Origin of the sequence: Pseudomonas sp. PDM09 (assembly GCF_014852305.1) — a bacterium.
Taxonomy (GTDB): domain Bacteria; phylum Pseudomonadota; class Gammaproteobacteria; order Pseudomonadales; family Pseudomonadaceae; genus Aquipseudomonas.
Genome location: NZ_JACVBI010000002.1, coordinates 626592 through 647224, shown reverse-complemented (window position 1 = coordinate 647224; position 20633 = coordinate 626592). Strand labels below are relative to the sequence as shown.

The 20633-nt window shown below is 60.3% G+C and carries 16 protein-coding genes; 6 read left to right on the top strand and 10 right to left on the bottom strand.

Annotated elements, in window-relative coordinates; genetic code table 11:
* Window positions 1-168: 168 nt before the first annotated feature.
* From IB250_RS07645 to IB250_RS07625, 5 genes are all read right to left on the bottom strand, one after another.
* The gene (locus tag IB250_RS07645; protein WP_192343635.1) at window positions 169-1665 is read right to left on the bottom strand and encodes a helix-turn-helix transcriptional regulator; all 1497 of its coding nucleotides are present in this window, start codon (window positions 1663-1665) and stop codon (window positions 169-171) included.
* 212 nt (window positions 1666-1877) lie between these two features.
* Complete coding sequence (gene sigJ, locus IB250_RS07640) at window positions 1878-2771, bottom strand: RNA polymerase sigma factor SigJ (RefSeq protein ID WP_192343634.1); 894 nt, start codon at window positions 2769-2771, stop codon at window positions 1878-1880.
* Window positions 2772-2774: 3 nt separating this feature from the next.
* Complete coding sequence (locus IB250_RS07635; RefSeq protein ID WP_192343633.1) at window positions 2775-3209, bottom strand: carboxymuconolactone decarboxylase family protein; 435 nt, start codon at window positions 3207-3209, stop codon at window positions 2775-2777.
* Window positions 3210-3397: 188 nt separating this feature from the next.
* A complete protein-coding gene (locus IB250_RS07630; RefSeq protein WP_192343632.1) occupies window positions 3398-4681 on the bottom strand; it encodes a Zn-dependent hydrolase in 1284 nt (427 codons plus the stop codon).
* 135 nt (window positions 4682-4816) lie between these two features.
* Entirely contained in the window at window positions 4817-6301 is a 1485-nt protein-coding gene (locus IB250_RS07625) for an NCS1 family nucleobase:cation symporter-1 (protein ID WP_192343631.1), read from the bottom strand.
* Between the two features lie 622 nt (window positions 6302-6923).
* On the opposite strand from IB250_RS07625, the gene hydA reads away from it, so the two are divergent.
* The 3 genes from hydA (at window position 6924) to preA (ending at window position 11165) form a co-directional block, all read left to right on the top strand.
* A complete protein-coding gene (gene hydA, locus IB250_RS07620) occupies window positions 6924-8363 on the top strand; it encodes a dihydropyrimidinase (RefSeq protein WP_192343630.1) in 1440 nt (479 codons plus the stop codon).
* Between the two features lie 159 nt (window positions 8364-8522).
* Complete coding sequence (locus IB250_RS07615; protein ID WP_192343629.1) at window positions 8523-9890, top strand: NAD(P)-dependent oxidoreductase; 1368 nt, start codon at window positions 8523-8525, stop codon at window positions 9888-9890.
* A complete protein-coding gene (gene preA, locus IB250_RS07610; RefSeq protein WP_192343628.1) occupies window positions 9891-11165 on the top strand; it encodes an NAD-dependent dihydropyrimidine dehydrogenase subunit PreA in 1275 nt (424 codons plus the stop codon).
* Between the two features lie 112 nt (window positions 11166-11277).
* Here preA and IB250_RS07605 read toward each other — a convergent pair whose 3' ends face one another.
* The gene (locus IB250_RS07605; protein WP_123495187.1) at window positions 11278-11898 is read right to left on the bottom strand and encodes a TetR/AcrR family transcriptional regulator; all 621 of its coding nucleotides are present in this window, start codon (window positions 11896-11898) and stop codon (window positions 11278-11280) included.
* Window positions 11899-12135: 237 nt separating this feature from the next.
* Between IB250_RS07605 and IB250_RS07600 the strand changes: the two genes are divergently transcribed.
* The 3 genes from IB250_RS07600 (at window position 12136) to IB250_RS07590 (ending at window position 15497) form a co-directional block, all read left to right on the top strand.
* Window positions 12136-13431, top strand: a complete 1296-nt coding sequence (locus IB250_RS07600) for an OprD family porin (protein WP_412548335.1) — start codon at window positions 12136-12138, stop codon at window positions 13429-13431.
* Between the two features lie 314 nt (window positions 13432-13745).
* The gene (locus IB250_RS07595) at window positions 13746-14558 is read left to right on the top strand and encodes an NAD-dependent epimerase/dehydratase family protein (protein WP_192343627.1); all 813 of its coding nucleotides are present in this window, start codon (window positions 13746-13748) and stop codon (window positions 14556-14558) included.
* Between the two features lie 45 nt (window positions 14559-14603).
* Window positions 14604-15497, top strand: coding sequence for an SMP-30/gluconolactonase/LRE family protein (locus tag IB250_RS07590; RefSeq protein ID WP_192343626.1), 894 nt, complete (start codon window positions 14604-14606; stop codon window positions 15495-15497).
* A 156-nt stretch (window positions 15498-15653) separates the two neighbouring features.
* Here IB250_RS07590 and IB250_RS07585 read toward each other — a convergent pair whose 3' ends face one another.
* From IB250_RS07585 to pqqC, 4 genes are all read right to left on the bottom strand, one after another.
* Window positions 15654-17339, bottom strand: coding sequence for a NahK/ErcS family hybrid sensor histidine kinase/response regulator (locus tag IB250_RS07585; protein ID WP_192343625.1), 1686 nt, complete (start codon window positions 17337-17339; stop codon window positions 15654-15656).
* Window positions 17323-18486 (bottom strand): alcohol dehydrogenase-like regulatory protein ErcA, encoded by a 1164-nt coding sequence (ercA, locus tag IB250_RS07580; protein ID WP_192343624.1) that lies wholly within the window; start codon window positions 18484-18486, stop codon window positions 17323-17325. Before ercA ends, IB250_RS07585 begins: the two co-directional genes overlap by 17 nt.
* Before the next feature lie 237 nt (window positions 18487-18723).
* Window positions 18724-19857 (bottom strand): pyrroloquinoline quinone biosynthesis protein PqqE, encoded by a 1134-nt coding sequence (pqqE, locus tag IB250_RS07575; RefSeq protein ID WP_192343623.1) that lies wholly within the window; start codon window positions 19855-19857, stop codon window positions 18724-18726.
* On the bottom strand, window positions 19854-20606 hold the full coding sequence (gene pqqC / locus IB250_RS07570) for a pyrroloquinoline-quinone synthase PqqC (RefSeq protein ID WP_192343622.1): 753 nt from the start codon (window positions 20604-20606) through the stop codon (window positions 19854-19856). Before pqqC ends, pqqE begins: the two co-directional genes overlap by 4 nt.
* Window positions 20607-20633: the final 27 nt, after the last annotated feature.

Here is a 20633-nt window from a genome sequence, read left to right as displayed (position 1 = left end):
AAATCGACTCCACGCTTGAACTGTTCGTACCCATGTGGCTGTTCCTTTAGCTGCATTGAAGAAAATGCGATACCGACCCGAAGCCACGTATCGCACCCTCACAGACTAGAAAAACCAGCCCCTGAGCAGAACATCAAATTGCACCATCCCAACTAGTGCATTTGCATCTTAACGTTGCCCCTTGGGCCGCCTCTCGCTGGAGAACAGACCCCGTTCGCGAGCCCATACAATCGCCTCGCTGCGGCTGTGCACGTCGAGTTTGGAATACACCGTCGAAACATGATTGCGCACCGTATTAGGCGCCAGTTTCAGGCGTGCGGCGATTTCCTTGTCGGCCAGGCCTTCACAGATCAAGCCGAGCACATCGCGCTCTCGCGCGGTCAGTTCGGTGAACGACACAGTGGGCAACTGCGGTGAATTGACGTTCTTCACGTTGGCGAGTTTTTCGATCAGCGTGCGGCTGAACCAGGAAGCATCTTTCATCACCTCTTCAATGGCTGACACCAGTTCCAGCTCGGTGCGTTTGCGCTCCGTAATGTCCATCAACACCAGCAGGTAGCAAGTGCCACCCTGAATGTTCACGGTGTCCGCCGAGACGGCGCAATCGATCAGCCCGGCATCCTTGCGGCGTACCCTGACATCGATGCGATCCACACTCCCGGTTTTCTCCAGGGCCGCAAACAATCGCGTGCGAGCGCCTGCGTCATTGATGAAACCGAGTTGCGCCACGGTCTTGCCGAGCACCTCTTCACTCGGGCACTCGAGGGTATCGAGAAACGCTTCGTTGACATCCATCACCACTTGATCGTCGGCGCTGCACACCAGGATCGGCACCGGGGTGAGGCGAAAGGCTTTGGCAAACCGTTCCTCACTCTGGCGCAGGGCTATTTCAGCCTTGTGCCGCAGTTCCATGTCGACGAAGGAAAACAGCATGCAAGCTTCGTCGTTGAGCTCCAGCGGTTGCCCGGCAACGATCACCTGTTTGCTGCCACCGTCGGGCAATTGCAGTTCGGCCTGCATCTGCGGAATGGTTACCCCGTCACGCAAACGCTGCTTGGCCAGGTCCTTGTTTTCAGCACGCTCCAGCACATCCAGCTCATAGGTCGAAGCGCCAATCACCTGATCGCGGGCATAACCGGTCATTTCCAGGAAGCCCTGGTTGACTTTGATATAACGCAAATCGCTGAGGCGACAGATCACCGCCGGGGCCGGGTTGGCATTGAAGGTCTTTTCGAAACGCTGCTCGGCGCTGGCCCATTCGGTGACGTCATTCATGATCAGCACCAACGACTCCGGCTCGCCGGCATGGTCGGCCAGCACCATGCTGCGCACGCTGTGAACCCAGGTGCGTTCGCCGTTTTCGACTGGCGTCAGTTCAACCAGTACATCGTTGAACATCTCGCCGCGGGCAACACGGCTGATCGGATAATTCTCCGTCGCCACCGGGTGATTGTTGCGATAGCGCAAGGCAAACCGCTTCGCGTACTCCTTGGCATTGGCCCCCAGCTCACCGATCCGACTGACGCCGTGCATGGTCAGCGCGGCGTCGTTGGCCCAGAGGATCGTCTGGTCAAGCTCCAGCAAAATCACCCCATCGGACAGCCCGGCGATGATCTGCTGCAACTGGCGGCGATTGGTTTCGGTGGTCAGGACGTCCTGGCTCATTGGAACTCCACGCGTACGGCGGCGCATTCATGCGCCGCCCTGTGAAGATTACGACCGCGGGGGATTGGGATAGTGCTGAGGACTCATCCGCCGGGCTGATCGTTCCCACGCTCCGCGTGGGAATGCCTCTAGGGACGCTCCGCGTTCCAGCTCTCGAAAGGGACGCGGAGCGTCCCGGGCTGCATTCCCACGCAGAGCGTGGGAACGATCAACTATTGCACTTGCAACGATGCATCCAGCCCCGCCAGCTTATCCGGATTGCGCATGATAAAAATCCGGCTCACCCGCCCCGCTTCATCAAAACCAAACGTCATCGACGCAGTAATGACCCCGTCCGCCTTGATGATCACGCCTTGTGCCCCATTGATTTCGCTGGGCAGCCATTCGCAAGTATGCCAATAGACATGCAACGACTGACCAATGAAATCCAGCACGCTGGTAATGCCAGACAAGGTTTCGCGGATGGCCGAGGCCTTACCGCCGCCATCGGCGCAGAGTTCGACGTCTTCGGCCAGCAGCGCGGTCAGGGACGCGGTTGAGCCGCTGGCGATTGCGCTGTGAAAGGCGCTCAGCAATTGATCCTGACGCGCCGGCTCCGGCTGATAACGGATTTGCCCGCTCCCCAGGCCAGCCTTGGCCCGGGACACCAGTTTGCGGCAAGCCGCTTCCTGGACTCCGATCGCCTCGGCGACTTGCGCGTAATCCATGTCGAAAATTTCGTAGAGCAGGTACGCGGCGCGCTCCTTGGGGGTCAGCCGTTCCAGCAAGAGCAGGAATGCGGTGGACAATGACGAGGCCAGTTCATGCATGTGTTCGGGTGAATGCTGATGGGTGGTGTGAATCGGCTCCGGCAGCCAGGTGCCGATGTAATCGACCCGTGACGTGTGCGCCGAGCGCAGCAGGTCGATGCAGTGCCGGGTGCAGGCCGTGGTGAGCCAGGCGGCCGGCGTGGCGATGGAGGCCCGGTCGGCCTCCAGCCACTTGATGAACAACTCTTGCACCACATCCTCGGCTTCGGTGCGCGAGCCGAGAATGCGATACGCCAGACCGAGCAAAAAGGGCCGGCGCTGCTCGAATACAGCGGCGGCGTTTTCAGCGGAGTTCATCGATCAGTGCCTCGACACCTGCAAACGGTTCCACAGGTTGATCATGCCGATCTCGGCCGTCAAGGCACCGATCTGAGCATCGTTGAAATGCTCGCGCAAGTCGCCGCGCAGGGTGGCGTAATCGGTCTTTTCATCGAGTACGGTCAGGGCTTCGGTCCAGGCCAGGGCGGCGCGTTCGGCGGCGCTGAAATCGCTGACGTGACGCCAGACGATCAGGCGGTCCAGGCGCTCGTTGGTTTCATTGGCCTCGCGCGCCTCGCGGGTGTGCATCTTCACGCAGAAACCGCATTGGTTAATCTGCGAGGCACGCAGGTGCAGCAGGTGTTTGAGGGTCGGGTCCAGGTCATGGCTGTCGAGGGTGACATGGACCTGGGTCAGGCTTTCGAAAACCTGAGGAATGGACTGCAGCAGATTGACCGGTTGGGTGTTGGACGACATCGTGTTGCTCCGCTAATTGTGGGGTTCAACAGGATGACGATTGAGGATTCGGGTTTGTGACGTGGGACGTTTTTTTAACGCTTAGAAGCAAAAGATCGCAGCCTTCGCCAGCTCCTACATTGACCGAGTACACCCACGGATGTACGCAACCCCTGTAGGAGCTGGCGAAGCCTGCGATCTTTTGATCTTCAGGCCGCAAGTTCACCACTGGCAATCGCATCCGAAGCCGCCAACATCGCCCGCAACAACACCGCACACCCGGCGGCGAGGTCATCCGGCGCGGCGTTTTCGATTTCGTTGTGGCTGATGCCGCCCTCGCAGGGCACGAAGATCATCCCGGCCGGGCCGAGTTCGGCGAGGAAGATCGCGTCGTGCCCTGCACCGCTGACGATGTCCATGTGCGATAAACCCAACCCTTGCGCCGCGCCGCGTACCGCTTCGACGCAACCCTTGTCGAAGTACAGCGGCGGGAAGTCGGCGGTGGGGATCAGTTCGAACGTCAGGCCGTGTTCCTCGCAGGTGGTTTCGATGACTTCGCGAACTTCGGCGATCATTGAATCGAGTCGCGCCGGCTCCAGATGACGAAAATCCAGGGTCATGCGCACTTCGCCAGGAATCACGTTGCGCGAGCCGGGGTAGGCTTGCAGGCAGCCGACGGTGCCGCAGGCGTGGGGTTGATGGCCGAGGGCGGCGCGATTGACCGCGCCGACGATCACCGAGGCGCCGACCAGAGCGTCCTTGCGCAGGTGCATCGGCGTCGGACCGGCATGGGCTTCGACGCCGCGCAGTTTCAGGTCGAACCATTTCTGCCCGAGGGCGCCCATCACGACACCGATGGTTTTGCGCTCATCCTCAAGAATCGGGCCTTGCTCGATGTGAGCTTCGAAATACGCGCCTACGGCATGGCCGCTGACCTTGCGCGGTCCGGCATAGCCAATGGCGTTCAGGGCTTCGCCGACGGTCACGCCCTCGGCATCGACCTTGGCCAGGGTTTCTTCGAGGGTGAATTTTTCCGCGAACACGCCGGAGCCCATCATGCAGGGAGCGAAGCGCGAGCCTTCTTCGTTGGTCCAGACCACCACTTCCAGCGGCGCTTCGGTTTCCACACCCAGGTCATTGAGGGTGCGCAAGACTTCGACCCCGGCCAGCACGCCGAAGCAGCCGTCGAACTTGCCGCCAGTGGGTTGGGTGTCGATGTGGCTGCCGGTCATTACCGGCGGCAGATTCGGATTGCGGCCAGGCCGACGGGCGAAGATATTGCCGACGGCGTCGATGCTGACGGTGCAGCCGGCTTCCTCGCACCAGTTCACGAAGATGTCCCGGGCCTGGCGGTCGAGGTCGGTCAGGGCCAGCCGGCAGACGCCGCCCTTGACCGTGGCACCGAGTTTGGCCAGGTCCATGAGCGACTGCCACAGACGGTCGCGGTTGATGTGCTGATGGGTGGACTGCAGAACGTCTATGGCAGCGTTCATGGTGATCTCCTCAGTTCTTCTTCTGATAGTTCCCACGCTCTGCGTGGGAATTCATCCATGGACGCTCTGCGTCCGCTTCTGGGACGCGGAGCGTCCCGGGCTGCATTCCCACGCAGAGCGTGGGAACGATCAAACTCACACCGCCGATTTCACGGCAGTAGGACTCGGCCGCATCACACTCAGCCCGTAATAAATCAGCCCACCAAGGGCCGAGCCGGTGAACCAGCCATAGCTGTAGAACCAGCTGAACGCATCGCTGCCCAGCGACAACAGCGTCAGCGCTACCGGCACGCCGAACGCGATAAAACCGAACCAGTTCCACGCCGGATAAACGTCATCGCGGTAAAGTCCGGCCAAATCCAGTTCCTGTTTCTTGATCAGGAAATAATCCACCACCATGATCCCGGCGATCGGCCCCAATAGGCTCGAATAGCCCAGCAACCAGTTGGAATACACCGTCTCCAGGCTCAAATCCGAGACGATCAGCCCCAGTTTTTTCAACAATTCATGGGCCATCAGCGCCAACCCGACCAAACCCGTGAGCATCACCGCTTTGGTGCGGTTGATGACCTTGGGCGCGACGTTCTGGAAATCGTTGGTCGGCGAAACAATGTTGGCCGCGGTGTTGGTCGACAACGTGGCGATGATGATCAGCGCCATGGCCAGGGCGACCCAGACCGGGCTCTGGATATGGCCGATCAACGTGACCGGATCGGAGACAGTAACGCCCACCAGTTTTACCGAAGCGGCCGTCATCACCACACCAAGGGAGGCGAACAGGAACATGGTCAGGGGCAAGCCGATAATCTGCCCGATGATCTGATCCTTCTGGCTTTTCGCGTAGCGGCTGAAGTCTGGAATGTTCAGCGACAAGGTGGCCCAGAACCCGACCATCGCGGTCAGCCCGGCGGCAAAGTAACTGACCACACTGGTCCCTTCCGGACGCTTGGCCGGGATCGCCATCAATTCAGTCATCGATACGTTCGGCATCGCCCACACCAGCAGCCCCACGCCCACCAGCACCAACAACGGCGCCGAAAGGGTTTCCAGCCATTTGATCGAGTCCGCGCCGCGAATCACCACCCACAGGTTCAAGGCCCAGAACAGCATGAAGCCGATCACTTCACCGGTACCGCCGAGGGCTTTCCAGCCATCGAACACCGAGCCGAGAAACAGGTGAATCGCCAGCCCGCCGAACATCGTCTGAATGCCGAACCAGCCGCAGGCCACCAGGGCACGGATCAGGCACGGTATGTTGGAACCGAGGATGCCGAAGGATGAGCGCAACAACACCGGAAACGGAATGCCGTACTTGGTGCCGGGGAAGGCGTTCAGGGTCAGCGGGATCAGCACGATGATGTTGGCAAACAGAATCGCCAGCAGCGCTTCACCGACGCTCAGGCCGAAATAAGCGGTGAGCACGCCGCCGAGGGTGTAGGTCGGCACGCAGATCGCCATGCCGACCCACAGCGCGGTGATGTGCCATTTGTTCCAGGTTCGTTCGCGCACCTTGGTCGGTGCCATGTCGTGGTTGTAACGGGGACTGTCAAGCACGTCGCTGCCGGCTTCGAGCTCAAACAAGCCGTCGCGCTCGGTCACTTGCGATCTGATCTGTTGCATGGCCGCTCCACTGTTCTTTTGATTATTTTTGCTCATCAGGGGCTGGCGCAAAGTGCGCAAGCCCGACGATGGCCGGAGAAACTGACAACTTTCATGGACCGGCCAAGGTGTCAGCGGCGGCATCAATAAACGTGCCGGGTGCCCCGCTAGCGCATCGGGCAGTGCCATAAAATTTCGCTAACCAACTGATGTTAATCAGCTTTATTTATCCAACTATTGAATCCGCGGTGAGTTGCCATGCCACTCAGGCCGAATGTCAGGCAAGTTGTCCGAACAGTCAGGACTCAATCTGGTGCGTCGATCTTTTTTGAAAGATTGCGCATCAACCATAGACCATCCTCAAGCGGCTGATTTCACATAGAAAATCTTGACCATATTTCGAACCTGTCAAGTGCGTCAAAATGGTGAGAGGCCTCACCATTTTGGTGATTTTCAGTTTTTATCGTTATTTTTCAATTAGTTAAAACAGCAATAAGCTTATAAAAAATATTCTTGCTCAATCCACAAACTGCAGCTAGCGTCTATTCTTGACAGCGCTGACAGGAATACACCGATTGGCGTCTGCTTCATATAAAACATTTAGAACCGGCATCAGTCGGTCAATGCCTGCGAGGAACTCGGAATGTCTCTGTTGATCCGTGGCGCCACCGTTATTACCCATGATGAAAGTTATCGCGCCGACGTCTATTGCGCCGACGGCGTGATCAAAGCCATCGGTGAAAACCTCGATGTTCCCGTCGATGCCGAAGTGCTCGACGGCAGCGGCCAATACCTGATGCCCGGCGGCATCGACCCGCACACTCACATGCAACTGCCCTTCATGGGCACGGTGGCCAGCGAGGACTTCTTCAGCGGCACCGCAGCGGGGCTTGCCGGCGGTACCACCTCGATCATCGACTTCGTGATTCCCAACCCGCAGCAATCGTTGATGGAGGCGTTTCATCAATGGCGCGGCTGGGCGGAGAAATCGGCGTCGGATTACGGTTTCCATGTCGCGATCACCTGGTGGAGCGAACAGGTCCGCGAAGAAATGGCCGAGCTGGTCAGCCACCACGGGGTCAACAGCTTCAAGCACTTCATGGCCTACAAGAACGCGATCATGGCAGCCGACGACACATTGGTGGCGAGTTTCGAGCGTTGTCTGGAATTGGGCGCCGTGCCGACCGTGCATGCGGAAAACGGCGAACTGGTCTATCACCTGCAACGCAAATTGATGGCCCAGGGCATGACCGGGCCGGAAGCACATCCGCTGTCGCGGCCTTCGCAGGTGGAAGGTGAAGCCGCGAGCCGGGCGATCCGCATTGCCGAAACCCTCGGCACGCCGCTGTACCTGGTGCACGTCTCGACCAAGGAAGCCCTCGACGAAATCACCTACGCCCGCGCCAAGGGCCAACCGGTCTACGGCGAAGTGCTGGCCGGGCATCTGCTATTGGACGACAGCGTTTACCAACACCCGGACTGGCAGACCGCCGCCGGTTACGTGATGAGCCCGCCCTTCCGTCCTCGCGGCCATCAAGAGGCGCTTTGGCATGGCCTGCAAGCGGGCAACCTGCACACCACCGCCACCGACCACTGCTGCTTCTGTGCCGAGCAAAAAGCCGCCGGTCGTGACGACTTCAGCAAAATCCCGAACGGCACCGCCGGTATCGAAGACCGCATGGCGGTGCTCTGGGATGAAGGGGTGAATACCGGGCGTTTGTCGATGCAGCACTTCGTTGCCCTCACCTCTACCAACACCGCGAAGATCTTCAACCTCTATCCGCGCAAAGGGGCAATCCGCGTTGGCGCCGATGCGGATCTGGTGCTCTGGGATCCGGAAGGTACGCGGACGATTTCAGCCAAGACCCATCACCAGCAAGTCGACTTCAATATTTTTGAAGGCAAGACCGTGCGTGGCGTGCCGAGCCACACCGTCAGCCAGGGCCGAGTGGTGTGGGCCGATGGTGATTTGCGCGCCGAGCGTGGTGCCGGTCGGTATGTCGAACGGCCGGCGTATCCGGCGGTGTTTGATTTGCTGAGCAAGCGGGCTGAGTTGAACAAGCCGACGGCAGTGAAACGCTGAGCCGTACCCACGATCGTTCCCACGCTCTGCGTGGTAATGCAGCCCGGGACGCTCTGCGTCCCATTGGAACGCGGAGCGTCCCTTGAGGCATTCCCACGCAGAGCGTGGGAACGATCAGCCCATCAGAGGCAGTACCTCAATAACCGTGAGGCCAACACCGTGATCAAGAGCCTGAACCACCTCCCGCATCCCCATGAGGACGCGGCCGCCCTCGCCGGCCATTTCACCGATCTGGCGCCGCCGCTCAACGACCGTCAGGCGCATCTGGAAGCCTCGCGCTGCCTGTATTGCTACGACGCGCCGTGTGTGAATGCCTGTCCGAGCGACATCGATATTCCATCGTTCATCCGCAATATCCATCAGGAAAACGTTCAGGGCGCCGCGCAGAAAATCCTCTCGGCGAATATCCTCGGCGGCAGTTGCGCCCGGGTCTGCCCGACGGAGATTCTTTGCCAGCAGGCCTGCGTGCGCAACAACGCCCAGGAATGCGCGCCGGTGCTGATCGGCCTGTTGCAACGCTATGCCGTGGACAATGCCCATTTCAGCGAACACCCGTTCCAGCGTGCCGCCTCGACCGGCAAGCGCATCGCCGTGGTCGGTGCCGGCCCGGCGGGTTTGTCGTGTGCGCACCGCAGCGCCATGCACGGCCATGACGTGGTGATTTTCGAGGCGCGGGAAAAGGCTGGCGGCCTCAACGAATACGGAATCGCCAAGTACAAACTGGTGGACGATTACGCGCAGAAGGAACTTGAATTCCTGATGGGGATTGGCGGGATCGAAATCCGCCACGGCCAGAAACTCGGCGACAACCTGACCCTCAGCGAACTGCATCAGCAATTCGATGCGGTGTTCCTCGGCCTCGGCCTGGCCGCCAGCAAACAGCTGGGGCTAGCCCATGAGGATGCCCCCGGCCTGCTCGCCGCCACCGACTACATCCGCGAACTGCGTCAGGCCGATGACCTGACGCAACTGCCACTGGCCGAGCACTGCATTGTCCTTGGTGCCGGCAACACCGCCATCGACATGGCCGTGCAAATGGCCCGTCTCGGCGCTCGCGACGTGAATCTGGTGTACCGCCGTGGCGCCCCGGACATGGGTGCCACCGGTCACGAACAGGACATCGCCAAGGCCAATCAGGTGCGGCTGCTGACCTGGGCGCAACCGCAAGAGGTGCTGCTCAACGATCAGGGCAACGTGCGCGGCATGCGCTTCGCTCGCACCCGGTTGGAGGAAGGTCGTCTGCAAACCACCGGCGAAACCTTCGAACTGGCCGCCGACGCGATCTTCAAAGCCATCGGCCAAACCTTCGACAACAGCGCCCTCGCCGATCCGCTGGCCCGTGAACTCAAGCGTCAGGGCGACCGCATCCTCGTCGACGAACAGCTGCGCACCAGCATCCCCGGCGTGTATGCCGGCGGCGATTGCACCAGCCTCGATCAGGACCTCACCGTGCAGGCCGTGCAGCACGGCAAGCTGGCCGCCGAGGCCATCAACGCTCAACTCATGCTCAACGTGGAGGCTGCGTAAATGGCCGATCTCTCGATTGTCTTCGCCGGCATCAAAGCCCCCAATCCGTTCTGGCTGGCCTCTGCGCCACCGACCGATAAAGCCTACAACGTGGTTCGCGCGTTCGAGGCCGGCTGGGGCGGCGTGGTCTGGAAAACCCTGGGTGAGGACCCGGCGGCGGTCAATGTATCGTCGCGTTACTCGGCACACTTCGGGGCTAATCGGGAGGTGCTTGGTTTTAACAACATCGAGCTGATCACCGACCGTTCGCTGGACATCAACCTGCGGGAAATCACCCAGGTCAAAAAGGACTGGCCGGATCGCGCGCTGATCGTGTCGCTGATGGTGCCCTGCGTCGAAGAGTCATGGAAAAACATCCTGCCGCTGGTGGAAGCCACCGGGGCCGATGGCATTGAACTGAATTTCGGCTGCCCCCACGGCATGCCGGAACGGGGCATGGGCGCGGCGGTCGGCCAGGTGCCGGAATACGTCGAGCAGGTCACTCGCTGGTGCAAGACCTATTGCTCGCTGCCGGTGATCGTCAAGCTCACGCCGAACATCACCGACATCCGCGTCGCCGCCCGTGCCGCTCACCGGGGTGGGGCCGATGCGGTGTCGCTGATCAACACCATCAACTCGATCACCAGCGTCAATCTGGAACGCATGGTCGCCAATCCCGCCGTCGGCAGCCAAAGCACCCACGGTGGTTATTGCGGTTCGGCAGTGAAGCCGATCGCGTTGAACATGGTCGCCGAAATCGCCCGCGACCCACAGACCCAAGGCCTGCCGATCTCTGGCATTGGCGGAATTGGCAGCTGGCGCGATGCGGCAGAATTCATTGCCCTGGGCAGCGGTTCGGTACAGGTGTGCACGGCGGCGATGCTGCATGGTTTCCGGATTGTCGAGGAGATGAAGGACGGTTTGTCCCGCTGGATGGACAGTCAGGGCTACGCCAGTGTCTCGGAGTTTTCCGGGCGTGCGGTGGGCAATACCACGGACTGGAAGTACCTGGACATCAACTATCAGGTGATTGCGAAGATTGATCAGCAGGCGTGCATCGGTTGCGGTCGCTGCCACATCGCTTGCGAAGATACCTCGCACCAGGCGATTGCGAGCCTTAAGCAGGCGGACGGGACGCATAAATATGAAGTGATCGATGATGAGTGTGTGGGGTGCAATCTGTGTCAGATCACGTGTCCGGTGCAGGATTGCATCGAGATGGTGCCGATGGATACCGGCAAGCCGTTCCTGGACTGGAATCATGATCCGAGGAATCCGTACCACATCACTGTCTAACCGATCGTTCCCATGCTCCGCGTGGGAATGCAGCCCGGGACGCTCCGCGTCCCAAGAGCGGACGCAGAGCGTCCATTGAGGCGTTCCCACGCAGAGCGTGGGAACGATCGGGTTACGGCTCCAACCCGATCCCCCGCAAGATCACGCTTGTCACCGTCTGCACCGCCCGCTCGAACTGCATGTCCGACAGCGGCTGGTGATCATTAAGAATATTCACCTGGTGATCGAAGTCGGCGTAGTGCTGGGTCGAGGCCCAGATCATGTACAGCAGGCTGGAAGGCTCCACCGGCAGGATGCGTTTGTCCTCCACCCACTGGCGAATTTTCGCTTCTTTCATCTTGGCCCAGTCGTACAGGCTGGCGTCCAGTTTGTCACCCAGTGTCGGCGCACCGTGGATGATTTCGTTGGCCCAGACTTTCGAGCCGTACGGCCGGCTGCGGGAATGGTTCATCTTGGCGCGGATGTAACTGCTGAGTACCACACGCGGGTCATCGAACATCTCGAAGCACAAGGCGTCCTGCTTCCAGACCTCCAGCAAACCCAGCAATACCGCGCTGTACAGCTCGCTCTTGGTGCTGAAGTAGTAATGCAGGTTGGAACGCGGCAGTTGCACTTCGGCGGCGATGTCGGCCATGGCGGTGCTACCGAAACCTTTTTCGGCGAAGACTTTTTCGGCCCCCAGCAGAATTTTTTCGACGTTACTGCGACGAATCTCGATCTTGTGATTGCCCATGAGGGCTCCCTGGCAACAACGTTGATCAAGACTAGCATCCGCTCTGGATCGGGGCGACAGGGGAAAACGAAACTTCGTACGGTGGTCTTGCAGCTCGGTGACAGTCAACATTGATGGAGAAGTCATCGTATAACTTGTGATTGACATCCCCTTAAAGCCTCGCAAATAATCGCCGCCAACGTTGTACGACGACATATAACAAAAAATAAAAACAACAAAAAACAAGAGAGCGTTATCGTGAGCAGAATCGCCCGCAATTCCTTCAGCAGCACCCCTCGCCCCACCTTCGTCCGTCGCCATACCCTCAGCCTGATCGGTTGCAGCAGCCTGGCCTTCCTCCTGCCCCTGACCAGCCAGGCCGAAGGTTTCGTCGATGACGCCAAAGCCACGTTGAATCTGCGCAATGCCTACATCAATCGCAACTTCACCAACCCGGACAATGCCCAGGGCAAGGCGGAAGAGTGGACGCAAAACTTCATCCTCGACGCCAAATCCGGGTTCACTCAGGGCCCCGTCGGTTTCGGCGTGGATGTGCTCGGTATGTACTCGCAGAAACTCGACGGCGGTAAGGGCACGGGCGGTACGCAGTTGCTGCCGATCCATGATGACGGCCGCCCCGCCGACAATTTCGGCCGTCTGGGTGTGGCGCTGAAAGCCAAGGTGTCGAAAACCGAATTGAAGGTCGGGGAATGGATGCCGGTGCTGCCGATCCTGCGCTCCGATGATGGTCGCTCGCTGCCGCAAACCTTTCGCGGCGGCCAGGTCACCTCCACCGAACTCAGCGGCCTGACGCTCTATGGCGGCCAGTTTCGCGGCAACAGCCCGCGCAATGACGCGAGCATGGAAGACATGTCGATGAACGGCAGAGGCGCGTTCACCTCCGACCGCTTCAACTTTGGCGGCGGCGAGTATGCGTTCAATGAAAAGCGTACTCAGGTCGGCGTGTGGTACGCGGAACTCAGCGACATTTATCAGCAGCAGTATTTCAACCTGAGCCATAGCCAGCCCATGGGTGACTGGACCCTGGGTGCCAACCTCGGTTACTTCATCGGCAAGGAAGACGGCAGCGCGCTGGCCGGCGACCTCGATAACAAAACCGCGTTCGCCCTGCTCTCGGCCAAATACGGCGGCAACACCTTCTATGTCGGCCTGCAAAAACTCAGCGGCGACAGCGCCTGGATGCGCGTCAACGGCACCAGCGGCGGCACGCTGGCTAACGACAGCTACAACGCCAGCTATGACAACGCCAAGGAACGCTCCTGGCAGGTGCGCCACGACTACAACTTCGTCGCCCTCGGCATCCCCGGCCTGACGCTGATGAACCGCTACATCAGCGGCGATAACGTGCATACCGGAGCGATCACCGATGGCAAGGAATGGGGCCGTGAATCGGAACTGGCCTACACCGTGCAAAGCGGCGCGCTGAAGAGCCTCAACGTCAAATGGCGCAACGCGACCATCCGCCGCGATTTCAGCACCAATGAATTCGATGAGAACAGGATCTTTATCAGTTACCCGATTTCGTTGTTGTAAGGCGCGAAGCCTGCGTTCGGCTTGTAGCAGCTGCCGAGCTCGCGAGGCTGCGTTCGGCTGCGAAGCAGTCGCAAATCGATCTATCTGACGGACCGCAGTGCCTGATTTTACGGCTACTGCGCAGCCGAACGCAGGCTTCGCCAGCTGCTACAAAAGAGTGTCGCGAAATGCACTCACGGGGGATGAACATGACCCTCCGTCAATTTCAATCAAAGTCGCGTTGACAAGCACCGGAAAGCCTAACAATACTTCGACCAAGTCATACGACAACCTACAACAACCCAATAACGACAATTTACTGTTCAGGGATTTACATGACGACCACATCCCCATTCAATCGCCTGCTCTTGACCGGCGCCGCCGGTGGCCTCGGCAAAGTCTTGCGCGAACGCCTGCGACCTTACGCCAACGTACTCCGTCTGTCGGACATCGCCGACATGGCGCCAGCCATTGATGATCGCGAAGAAGTCGTGCCGTGCGACCTCGCCGACAAGCAAGCGGTGCATCAACTGGTCGAAGGCGTGGACGCGATCCTGCACTTCGGCGGCGTGTCGGTTGAGCGTCCGTTCGAAGAGATCCTCGGTGCCAACATCTGCGGCGTGTTCCATATCTACGAAGCGGCCCGCCGCCACGGTGTGAAGCGGGTGATTTTCGCCAGTTCCAACCACGTCATCGGCTTTTACAAGCAGGACAAAACCCTCGACGCCCACTCCCCTCGCCGCCCGGACAGCTATTACGGCTTGTCCAAGTCCTACGGCGAAGACATGGCCAGTTTCTACTTCGATCGCTATGGCATCGAAACCGTCAGCATCCGCATCGGCTCCTCGTTCCCGGAACCACAGAACCGCCGAATGATGAGCACCTGGCTGAGCTTCGACGACATGACCCAACTGCTCGAACGCGCGTTGTACACCCCGAATGTCGGCCATACCGTGGTGTACGGCATGTCCGACAACAAGAGCGTCTGGTGGGACAACCGTTTCGCCGCACACCTGGGTTATGCGCCACAGGACACGTCTGAAGTCTTCCGCGAAAAAGTCGAAGCCCAACCAATGCCCGCCGAGGATGATCCGGCCCGGGTTTATCAGGGTGGTGCCTTTGTCGCGGTTGGTCCGTTCGGCGACTGAGCCCTCGCCAATCCCCACATAACAAAGCCAAGGGAATGCGTTGCCATGCAAGCCGAATTGATTGTCGATGCCCGCAATGCGGTCGGTGAAAGCCCGGTGTGGGTCCCCGAGGAAAACGCCCTGTACTGGGTCGATATTCCGACCGGTGGATTACAGCGCTGGAATGCCGACAGCGGGCACGTTCACGCCTGGAAAGCCCCGCAAATGCTCGCCTGCATCGCTCGTCACAGCGCGGGTGGCTGGGTCGCCGGCATGGAAAGCGGATTCTTTCACCTGCACCCACACAACGATGGCCACCTCGACAGCGAACTGCTGGCCCACGTCGATCACGCCCGCCCCGACATGCGCCTGAACGATGGCCGCTGTGATCGTCAGGGCCGTTTCTGGGCCGGCAGCATGGTGCTGAACATGGGCGCCAACGCCGCCGACGGCACGCTCTATCGCTACAGCGCCGGACAACCCGGGCCGCTCGACGCCCGGCTCAGCGGTTTCATCGTACCCAATGGCCTGGGTTTCAGCCCGGACGGCAAGACCATGTACCTCTCGGATTCGCACCCCGACGTGCAGCAGATCTGGGCCTTCGATTACGACATCGACAACGGCACGCCATCCAACCGTCGGCTGTTCGTCGACATGCATCACTTCCTTGGTCGCCCCGATGGCGCGGCAGTGGATGCCGAAGGGTGCTACTGGATCTGCGCCAACGACGCCGGGCTGATTCACCGTTTCACCCCCGATGGCCGACTGGATCGTTCGCTCCCCGTGCCGGTAAAGAAACCGACCATGTGCGCCTTCGGTGGCAGCCAGCTCGATACCCTGTTTGTGACCTCGATCCGCCCCGCTGACGACCATGACGAACAGTCGCTGGCCGGCGGCGTGTTCGCCCTCACCCCCGGCGTCAAAGGCTTGCCGGAACCGGTGTTCAACGAATGGCTTTAACCCTTCTGCTGCATCGCTGTGCCTTGAATAAAAACAACAAGACAGGGATGGTCATCATTCTCGGCGGGATTCTCTCGGGTATCTTCACCGCCACCGAGTCGGCGGCTGATGGCCGTGACCTACATTCCAGCGCTGTCGCTGTGGTTGCCGCTACCGCTACGCCAATAGTTGAGTCAGCACCGCGCGCAACTTGCCGGGTTTCACCGGTTTGTTCAGCAGCGGTGCGTCGAGTCGCTGCAGTGAGCGCCGACACTGGTCGGTGCGGTCGGCGGTGATGATCACCGCTGGAATCGCCTGGCTGAAATGCTCGCGCAAATGCCGGACCACTTCACAGCCCACCACCCCGTGATCCAGGTGATAGTCCGCCAGAATCAATTCCGGCGCCTGTCCCTGCAAAGCCATCAGTGCCGTGGCCTCGTCGGTGGCGATGACCACCTCGCAGCCCCACTGTCCGAGCAGCGCGCTCATGCTTTCAAGGATGCTGACTTCGTTGTCCAACACCAACAGCCGCCGGCCCGGCAACGGGTTACCGGTACTGGGTTGCGGCGCGGCCTGACTGATCGGCAATGGAATCTCATGGGAGATCGGCACTTCGATGCTGAACATCGAACCGCGCCCCGGCCGCGAATGCACCTCAATCCTGTAGTCGAGGATCTTGGCGATGCGTTCGACAATCGCCAGTCCCAGGCCCACGCCCTTGCGATCGGCGGCGCGCCCGACGTCCAGTTGGTTGAACTCGAGGAAGATCGAGTCAAGACGATCCGCCGGGATTCCGCGCCCGGTGTCCCAGACTTCGATACGCAGCGCATCGCCCCGGCGTCTTGCCCCCAGCAGAATGCAGCCCTCGTCGGTGTAGCGGCAGGCATTACTGAGGAAGTTACGCAGGATTCGGGTCATCAGGCGCAAGTCGGTATGAATGGCGTAATCGCCCATGTGCACCCGCAGGTTCAACCCGGCTGCCGCGGCCACCGACTGAAACTCCGAGACCAGTGGCGCGAGCAATTCGTCGAGGCGGTACAGGGCAATATCCGGCTTCACCGCGGCCTGATCGAGCCGGGAAATATCCAGCAGATCGGTGAGCAAATCTTCCGCCCCTTCCAGCGCCTGATGCGTGCGCTCCACCAGCACCTGTTCGACGTCGGGCAGTTTGCGCTCGCGCAAGGTCGAGATCAGCAAACGCGCGGCGTTGAGCGGTTGCAGCAAGTCGTGACTGGCGGCGGCGAGGTATTTGTCCTTGCTGCGATTCGCGGCTTCAGCGGCATCACGGGCATCGCGCAAGGCTTCGGCGGCGTCCATCAACTCGTTGGTGCGCGCGGTGACCCGCTGCTCCAGTTCGTCATTGAGTTGTTGCAGGCGCTGCTGAGCGAGTTTTCGTTCGGTGATATCGGCGACAAAGCCCTCCACCAAACCTTCCTGATCCGGTTTGAGCAGCAGATTCATCAACACGTCGAGGACGCTGCCGTCCTTGCGCCGCAACTGAGTTTCATAGCCCAGCAGGCTGCGCTCGCGCTGGAGGATTTCGCCGATGCTTTCCAGTTCTTGCGCCCCGCCAACGAACAACGTGCCCGCCAGGTCCGTCAGGGAAAACAGCACCTCCTGCGGGTTCTGATAGCCGAGCATCCGCGCCAGCGCCGGGTTGGCGGCGCGCATGCCCTCCAGCAGGCTGGCCTGGAAGATCCCGTGTACCGCGTTTTCGAACAGCCATTTGTAGCGGTTGCGTTCGGTTTCCAGTTCATCCAGGCGCGCGGCCAGTTCCGGGTAATGACTCTTGCGCGCCGAGTGGTTGCCTAAGCCGAGTAACCCGGCCAGCGCCCGTTGTTGCTCGTCAGAGGGCTTCGCCATAGACGACCTCGACGTCGCGCTGACTGGATTCGCGCGGGTTGGTCAGGATGCACGGGTCGTGCATGGCGTGTTGCGACAGGAACGGAATGTCTGCGGTACTCACCCCGTGCAGGCCCAGGGTTTCGTGGAAGCCGATGGCATGTTTGAGCGCGATCAGGTGTTCGACCAGCCGTCCGCAAATCTGCCGGTGATTGAGGCCACGGCAATCAATACCGAAGGTCTCGGCGATCACCTTGAAGCGCTCCGGCGCCGAGCTGTAGTTGAACGCCACCACGTGTTCCACCAACACCGCATTGCACAGGCCATGGGGTAGATCGAGGAAGCCGCCCAGGCTGTGGGACATGGCGTGCACCGCGCCAAGAATCGCGTTGGAGAACGCGAGCCCGGCTTGCATGCTGCCGAGCATGATTTTCTCGCGCAGGGCGATGTCGCTGGGGTTGGCGATCATTTGCACCAGATTGCCGTTGATCAGCCGCATCGCTTCCAGCGCATGAGGGTCGGTGAGCGGCCCGTGACCGGTGGAGACAAAGGCTTCGATGGCATGGACCAACGCGTCGATGCCGGTACAGGCCGACAGGAACGGATCCATGCTCAGGGTGGTTTCCGGATCGATCAGCGACACGTCCGGCACCGCGGCTTTGCTGACGATGGAGAACTTCATGCGTTCTTGCTGATTGGAGATGATCACGAACTGCGACACGTCGGCCGACGTGCCGGCAGTGGTCGGGATCAGGATCAGCGGCGGGCTGGGCATGCGCAACATGTCCACGCCCTCGAACTCGAGGATGTTGCGCCCGTGGGCGACGACAATGCCGATGCCCTTGCCGCAATCCATCGGGCTGCCGCCGCCGATCGCCACGATCACATCGCAGTGATTCTCCCGGTACAGCTCGGCACCGAGCATGACCTCTTCGATCCGCGGGTTGGGCGAAACGTCGCTATACAAAAAGAAATCAATGCCCAAGGCTTGCAGGCTGGCCTCGACATCGGCGACCCAACCGGCGGCAATCACACCGGGGTCGCTGACCACCAGCACTTTGCGGGCGCCGAAGGTCTTGGCGTAGTTACCGACGTTGTGCCGACAGCCGGCACCGAAGATGATTTCAGGCGAAACGAATTTACGCAGCTGGCTGAGATTCTGGCTCATTGGAAAGCCTGTTTTTATTGTTTTGAAAGGTAAGGACCACACTAAAGCATCCGGCTGCGAATGCAATCAGACCAATGGATAGCGAGCTGGGATGTACTCAGACTTGTATCCATTGGAGATCAACTGTGGGAGCGGGCTTGCTCGCGAAAGCGGTGTGTCAGTCAATAGATGTGTTGAATGTAATGCCGCTTTCGCGAGCAAGCCCGCTCCCACAGGGGATTTGTATCAGCCCACGATTCATCCACGATAAATCAGCCGCGAAGCCTTTTCATTGCGCAACGTCAGGTGCTCCATGCCCTGCCCCGGCGCGTCGGCTTCGTCCCGGGCCTTGAGAATAACGTCGTGGTGCGGCGACTTGCTGCACACCGGATCCGCGTTACTCGCATCACCGGTGAGCATGAACGCCTGGCAGCGGCAGCCGCCGAGGTCCTTGTGCTTTTCATCGCAGGAACGGCACGGCTCTTTCATCCAGTCATCGCCACGAAAACGGTTGAAGCCGAAGGAGTCGTTCCAGATGTGCGCGATGCTGTGCTCGCGCACGTTGGGAAACTGCACCGGCAACTGGCGGGCGCTATGACAAGGCAAGGCCGTGCCGTCCGGGGTGATGTCGAGAAACAGGTTGGCCCAGCCATTCATGCAGGTCTTGGGGCGTTCTTCGTAGTAATCCGGGGTGACGAAAATCAGCTTGCACGGGTGGCCCTCGGCTTCAAGCCGCTGGCGGTATTCATTGGTGATGCGCTCGGCGCGCTGCAACTGTTCGCGGGTCGGCAACAGGCCGACGCGGTTGAGTTCGGCCCAACCGTAGAACTGGCACGTCGCCAACTCGACGAAATCCGCCTCCAGCTCCAGGCACAGTTCGATGATCTGCGCGATCTGGTCGATGTTGTGTCGATGGGTGACGAAGTTCAGCACCATCGGGTAACCCTGGGCTTTCACCGCACGGGCCATGGCCAGTTTCTGGGCGAAGGCCTTGCGCGAACCGGCGAGCAGATTGTTGACCTGTTCGTCGGCGGCCTGAAAGCTGATCTGGATGTGGTCCAGCCCGGCGACTTTGAAGTCGCGGACCTTCTGTTCGGTCAGGCCGATACCCGAGGTGATCAGGTTGGTGTAGTAACCCATGTCCCGCGCGGCCTTGATCAGCTCGGCGAGGTCTTGGCGCACCAACGGCTCGCCACCGGAAAAACCCAGTTGCGCAGCGCCCATCTCCCGCGCCTCGCGGAATACCCGAATCCATTCTTCTGTGCTCAACTCCTCGCCCTGCTGGGCGAAGTCCAGCGGGTTGGAGCAATACGGGCATTGCAGCGGGCAGCGATAGGTCAGCTCCGCCAGCAACCACAGCGGTGGGCCGGGTTGCTGTTCGATCTGGCTCACAAGATGATCCCCCGGTGCCAGACCCGCTCCGTGGTGACGGTGTGATACGGCGGGCGATCCAGCTCATAGGCCATGCTCATCGCGTCGAGCATGCTCCACAGCACATCGAGCTTGAACTGCAGAATCTCCAGCATGCGTTGCTGGCCTTCGACCGTGACGTAATGCGCCAGGGTGATGCGCAAACCATGCTCGACATCGCGCCGGGCCTGGCTCAGACGTGTACGGAAATAGTCGTAGCCGGCCGGGTCGATCCATGGGTAATGGGTGGGCCAGGCGTCGAGCCGGGACTGGTGGATCTGTGGCGCGAACAGTTCGGTCAGCGAGCTGCTGGCCGCTTCTTGCCAACACGCGCGACGGGCGAAATTGACGTAGGCGTCCACGGCGAAACGCACGCCCGGCAGCACCAGCTCTTGCGAAAGGATTTGTTCGCGATCCAGCCCCACGGCTTCGCCCAATCGTAGCCACGCTTCGATGCCGCCTTCACTGCCGGGGACGCCGTCGTGGTCGAGGATCCGTTGCAGCCATTCCCGACGCACGTCGCGGTCCGGGCAATTGGCGAGGATGGCGGCATCCTTGAGCGGGATGTTCACCTGGTAATAGAAGCGATTGGCGACCCAGCCCTGGATCTGCTCGCGGGTGGCACGCCCGGCGTACATGGCTTGGTGGAATGGGTGGTGGATGTGGTAATAGGCACCCTTGGCGCGCAGGGCTGCTTCGAATTCGGCGGGGGTCATGGGGGTGTCGGTCATTGCGGTTCTCCGGATTTCGCGGTGTCT

What these genes read in the sequence shown, in the direction of transcription:
- preA (WP_192343628.1), top strand. Translation starts at nt 9,891, where the DNA reads ATGGCCGATCTCTCGATTGTCTTCGCCGGCATCAAAGCCCCCAATCCG.
- IB250_RS07595 (WP_192343627.1), top strand. Translation starts at nt 13,746, where the DNA reads ATGACGACCACATCCCCATTCAATCGCCTGCTCTTGACCGGCGCCGCC.
- IB250_RS07630 (WP_192343632.1), bottom strand. Translation starts at nt 4,681, where the DNA reads ATGAACGCTGCCATAGACGTTCTGCAGTCCACCCATCAGCACATCAAC.
- IB250_RS07585 (WP_192343625.1), bottom strand. Translation starts at nt 17,339, where the DNA reads ATGGCGAAGCCCTCTGACGAGCAACAACGGGCGCTGGCCGGGTTACTC.
- IB250_RS07590 (WP_192343626.1), top strand. Translation starts at nt 14,604, where the DNA reads ATGCAAGCCGAATTGATTGTCGATGCCCGCAATGCGGTCGGTGAAAGC.
- sigJ (WP_192343634.1), bottom strand. Translation starts at nt 2,771, where the DNA reads ATGAACTCCGCTGAAAACGCCGCCGCTGTATTCGAGCAGCGCCGGCCC.
- IB250_RS07635 (WP_192343633.1), bottom strand. Translation starts at nt 3,209, where the DNA reads ATGTCGTCCAACACCCAACCGGTCAATCTGCTGCAGTCCATTCCTCAG.
- ercA (WP_192343624.1), bottom strand. Translation starts at nt 18,486, where the DNA reads ATGAGCCAGAATCTCAGCCAGCTGCGTAAATTCGTTTCGCCTGAAATC.
- hydA (WP_192343630.1), top strand. Translation starts at nt 6,924, where the DNA reads ATGTCTCTGTTGATCCGTGGCGCCACCGTTATTACCCATGATGAAAGT.
- IB250_RS07605 (WP_123495187.1), bottom strand. Translation starts at nt 11,898, where the DNA reads ATGGGCAATCACAAGATCGAGATTCGTCGCAGTAACGTCGAAAAAATT.
- IB250_RS07645 (WP_192343635.1), bottom strand. Translation starts at nt 1,665, where the DNA reads ATGAGCCAGGACGTCCTGACCACCGAAACCAATCGCCGCCAGTTGCAG.
- pqqC (WP_192343622.1), bottom strand. Translation starts at nt 20,606, where the DNA reads ATGACCGACACCCCCATGACCCCCGCCGAATTCGAAGCAGCCCTGCGC.
- IB250_RS07625 (WP_192343631.1), bottom strand. Translation starts at nt 6,301, where the DNA reads ATGCAACAGATCAGATCGCAAGTGACCGAGCGCGACGGCTTGTTTGAG.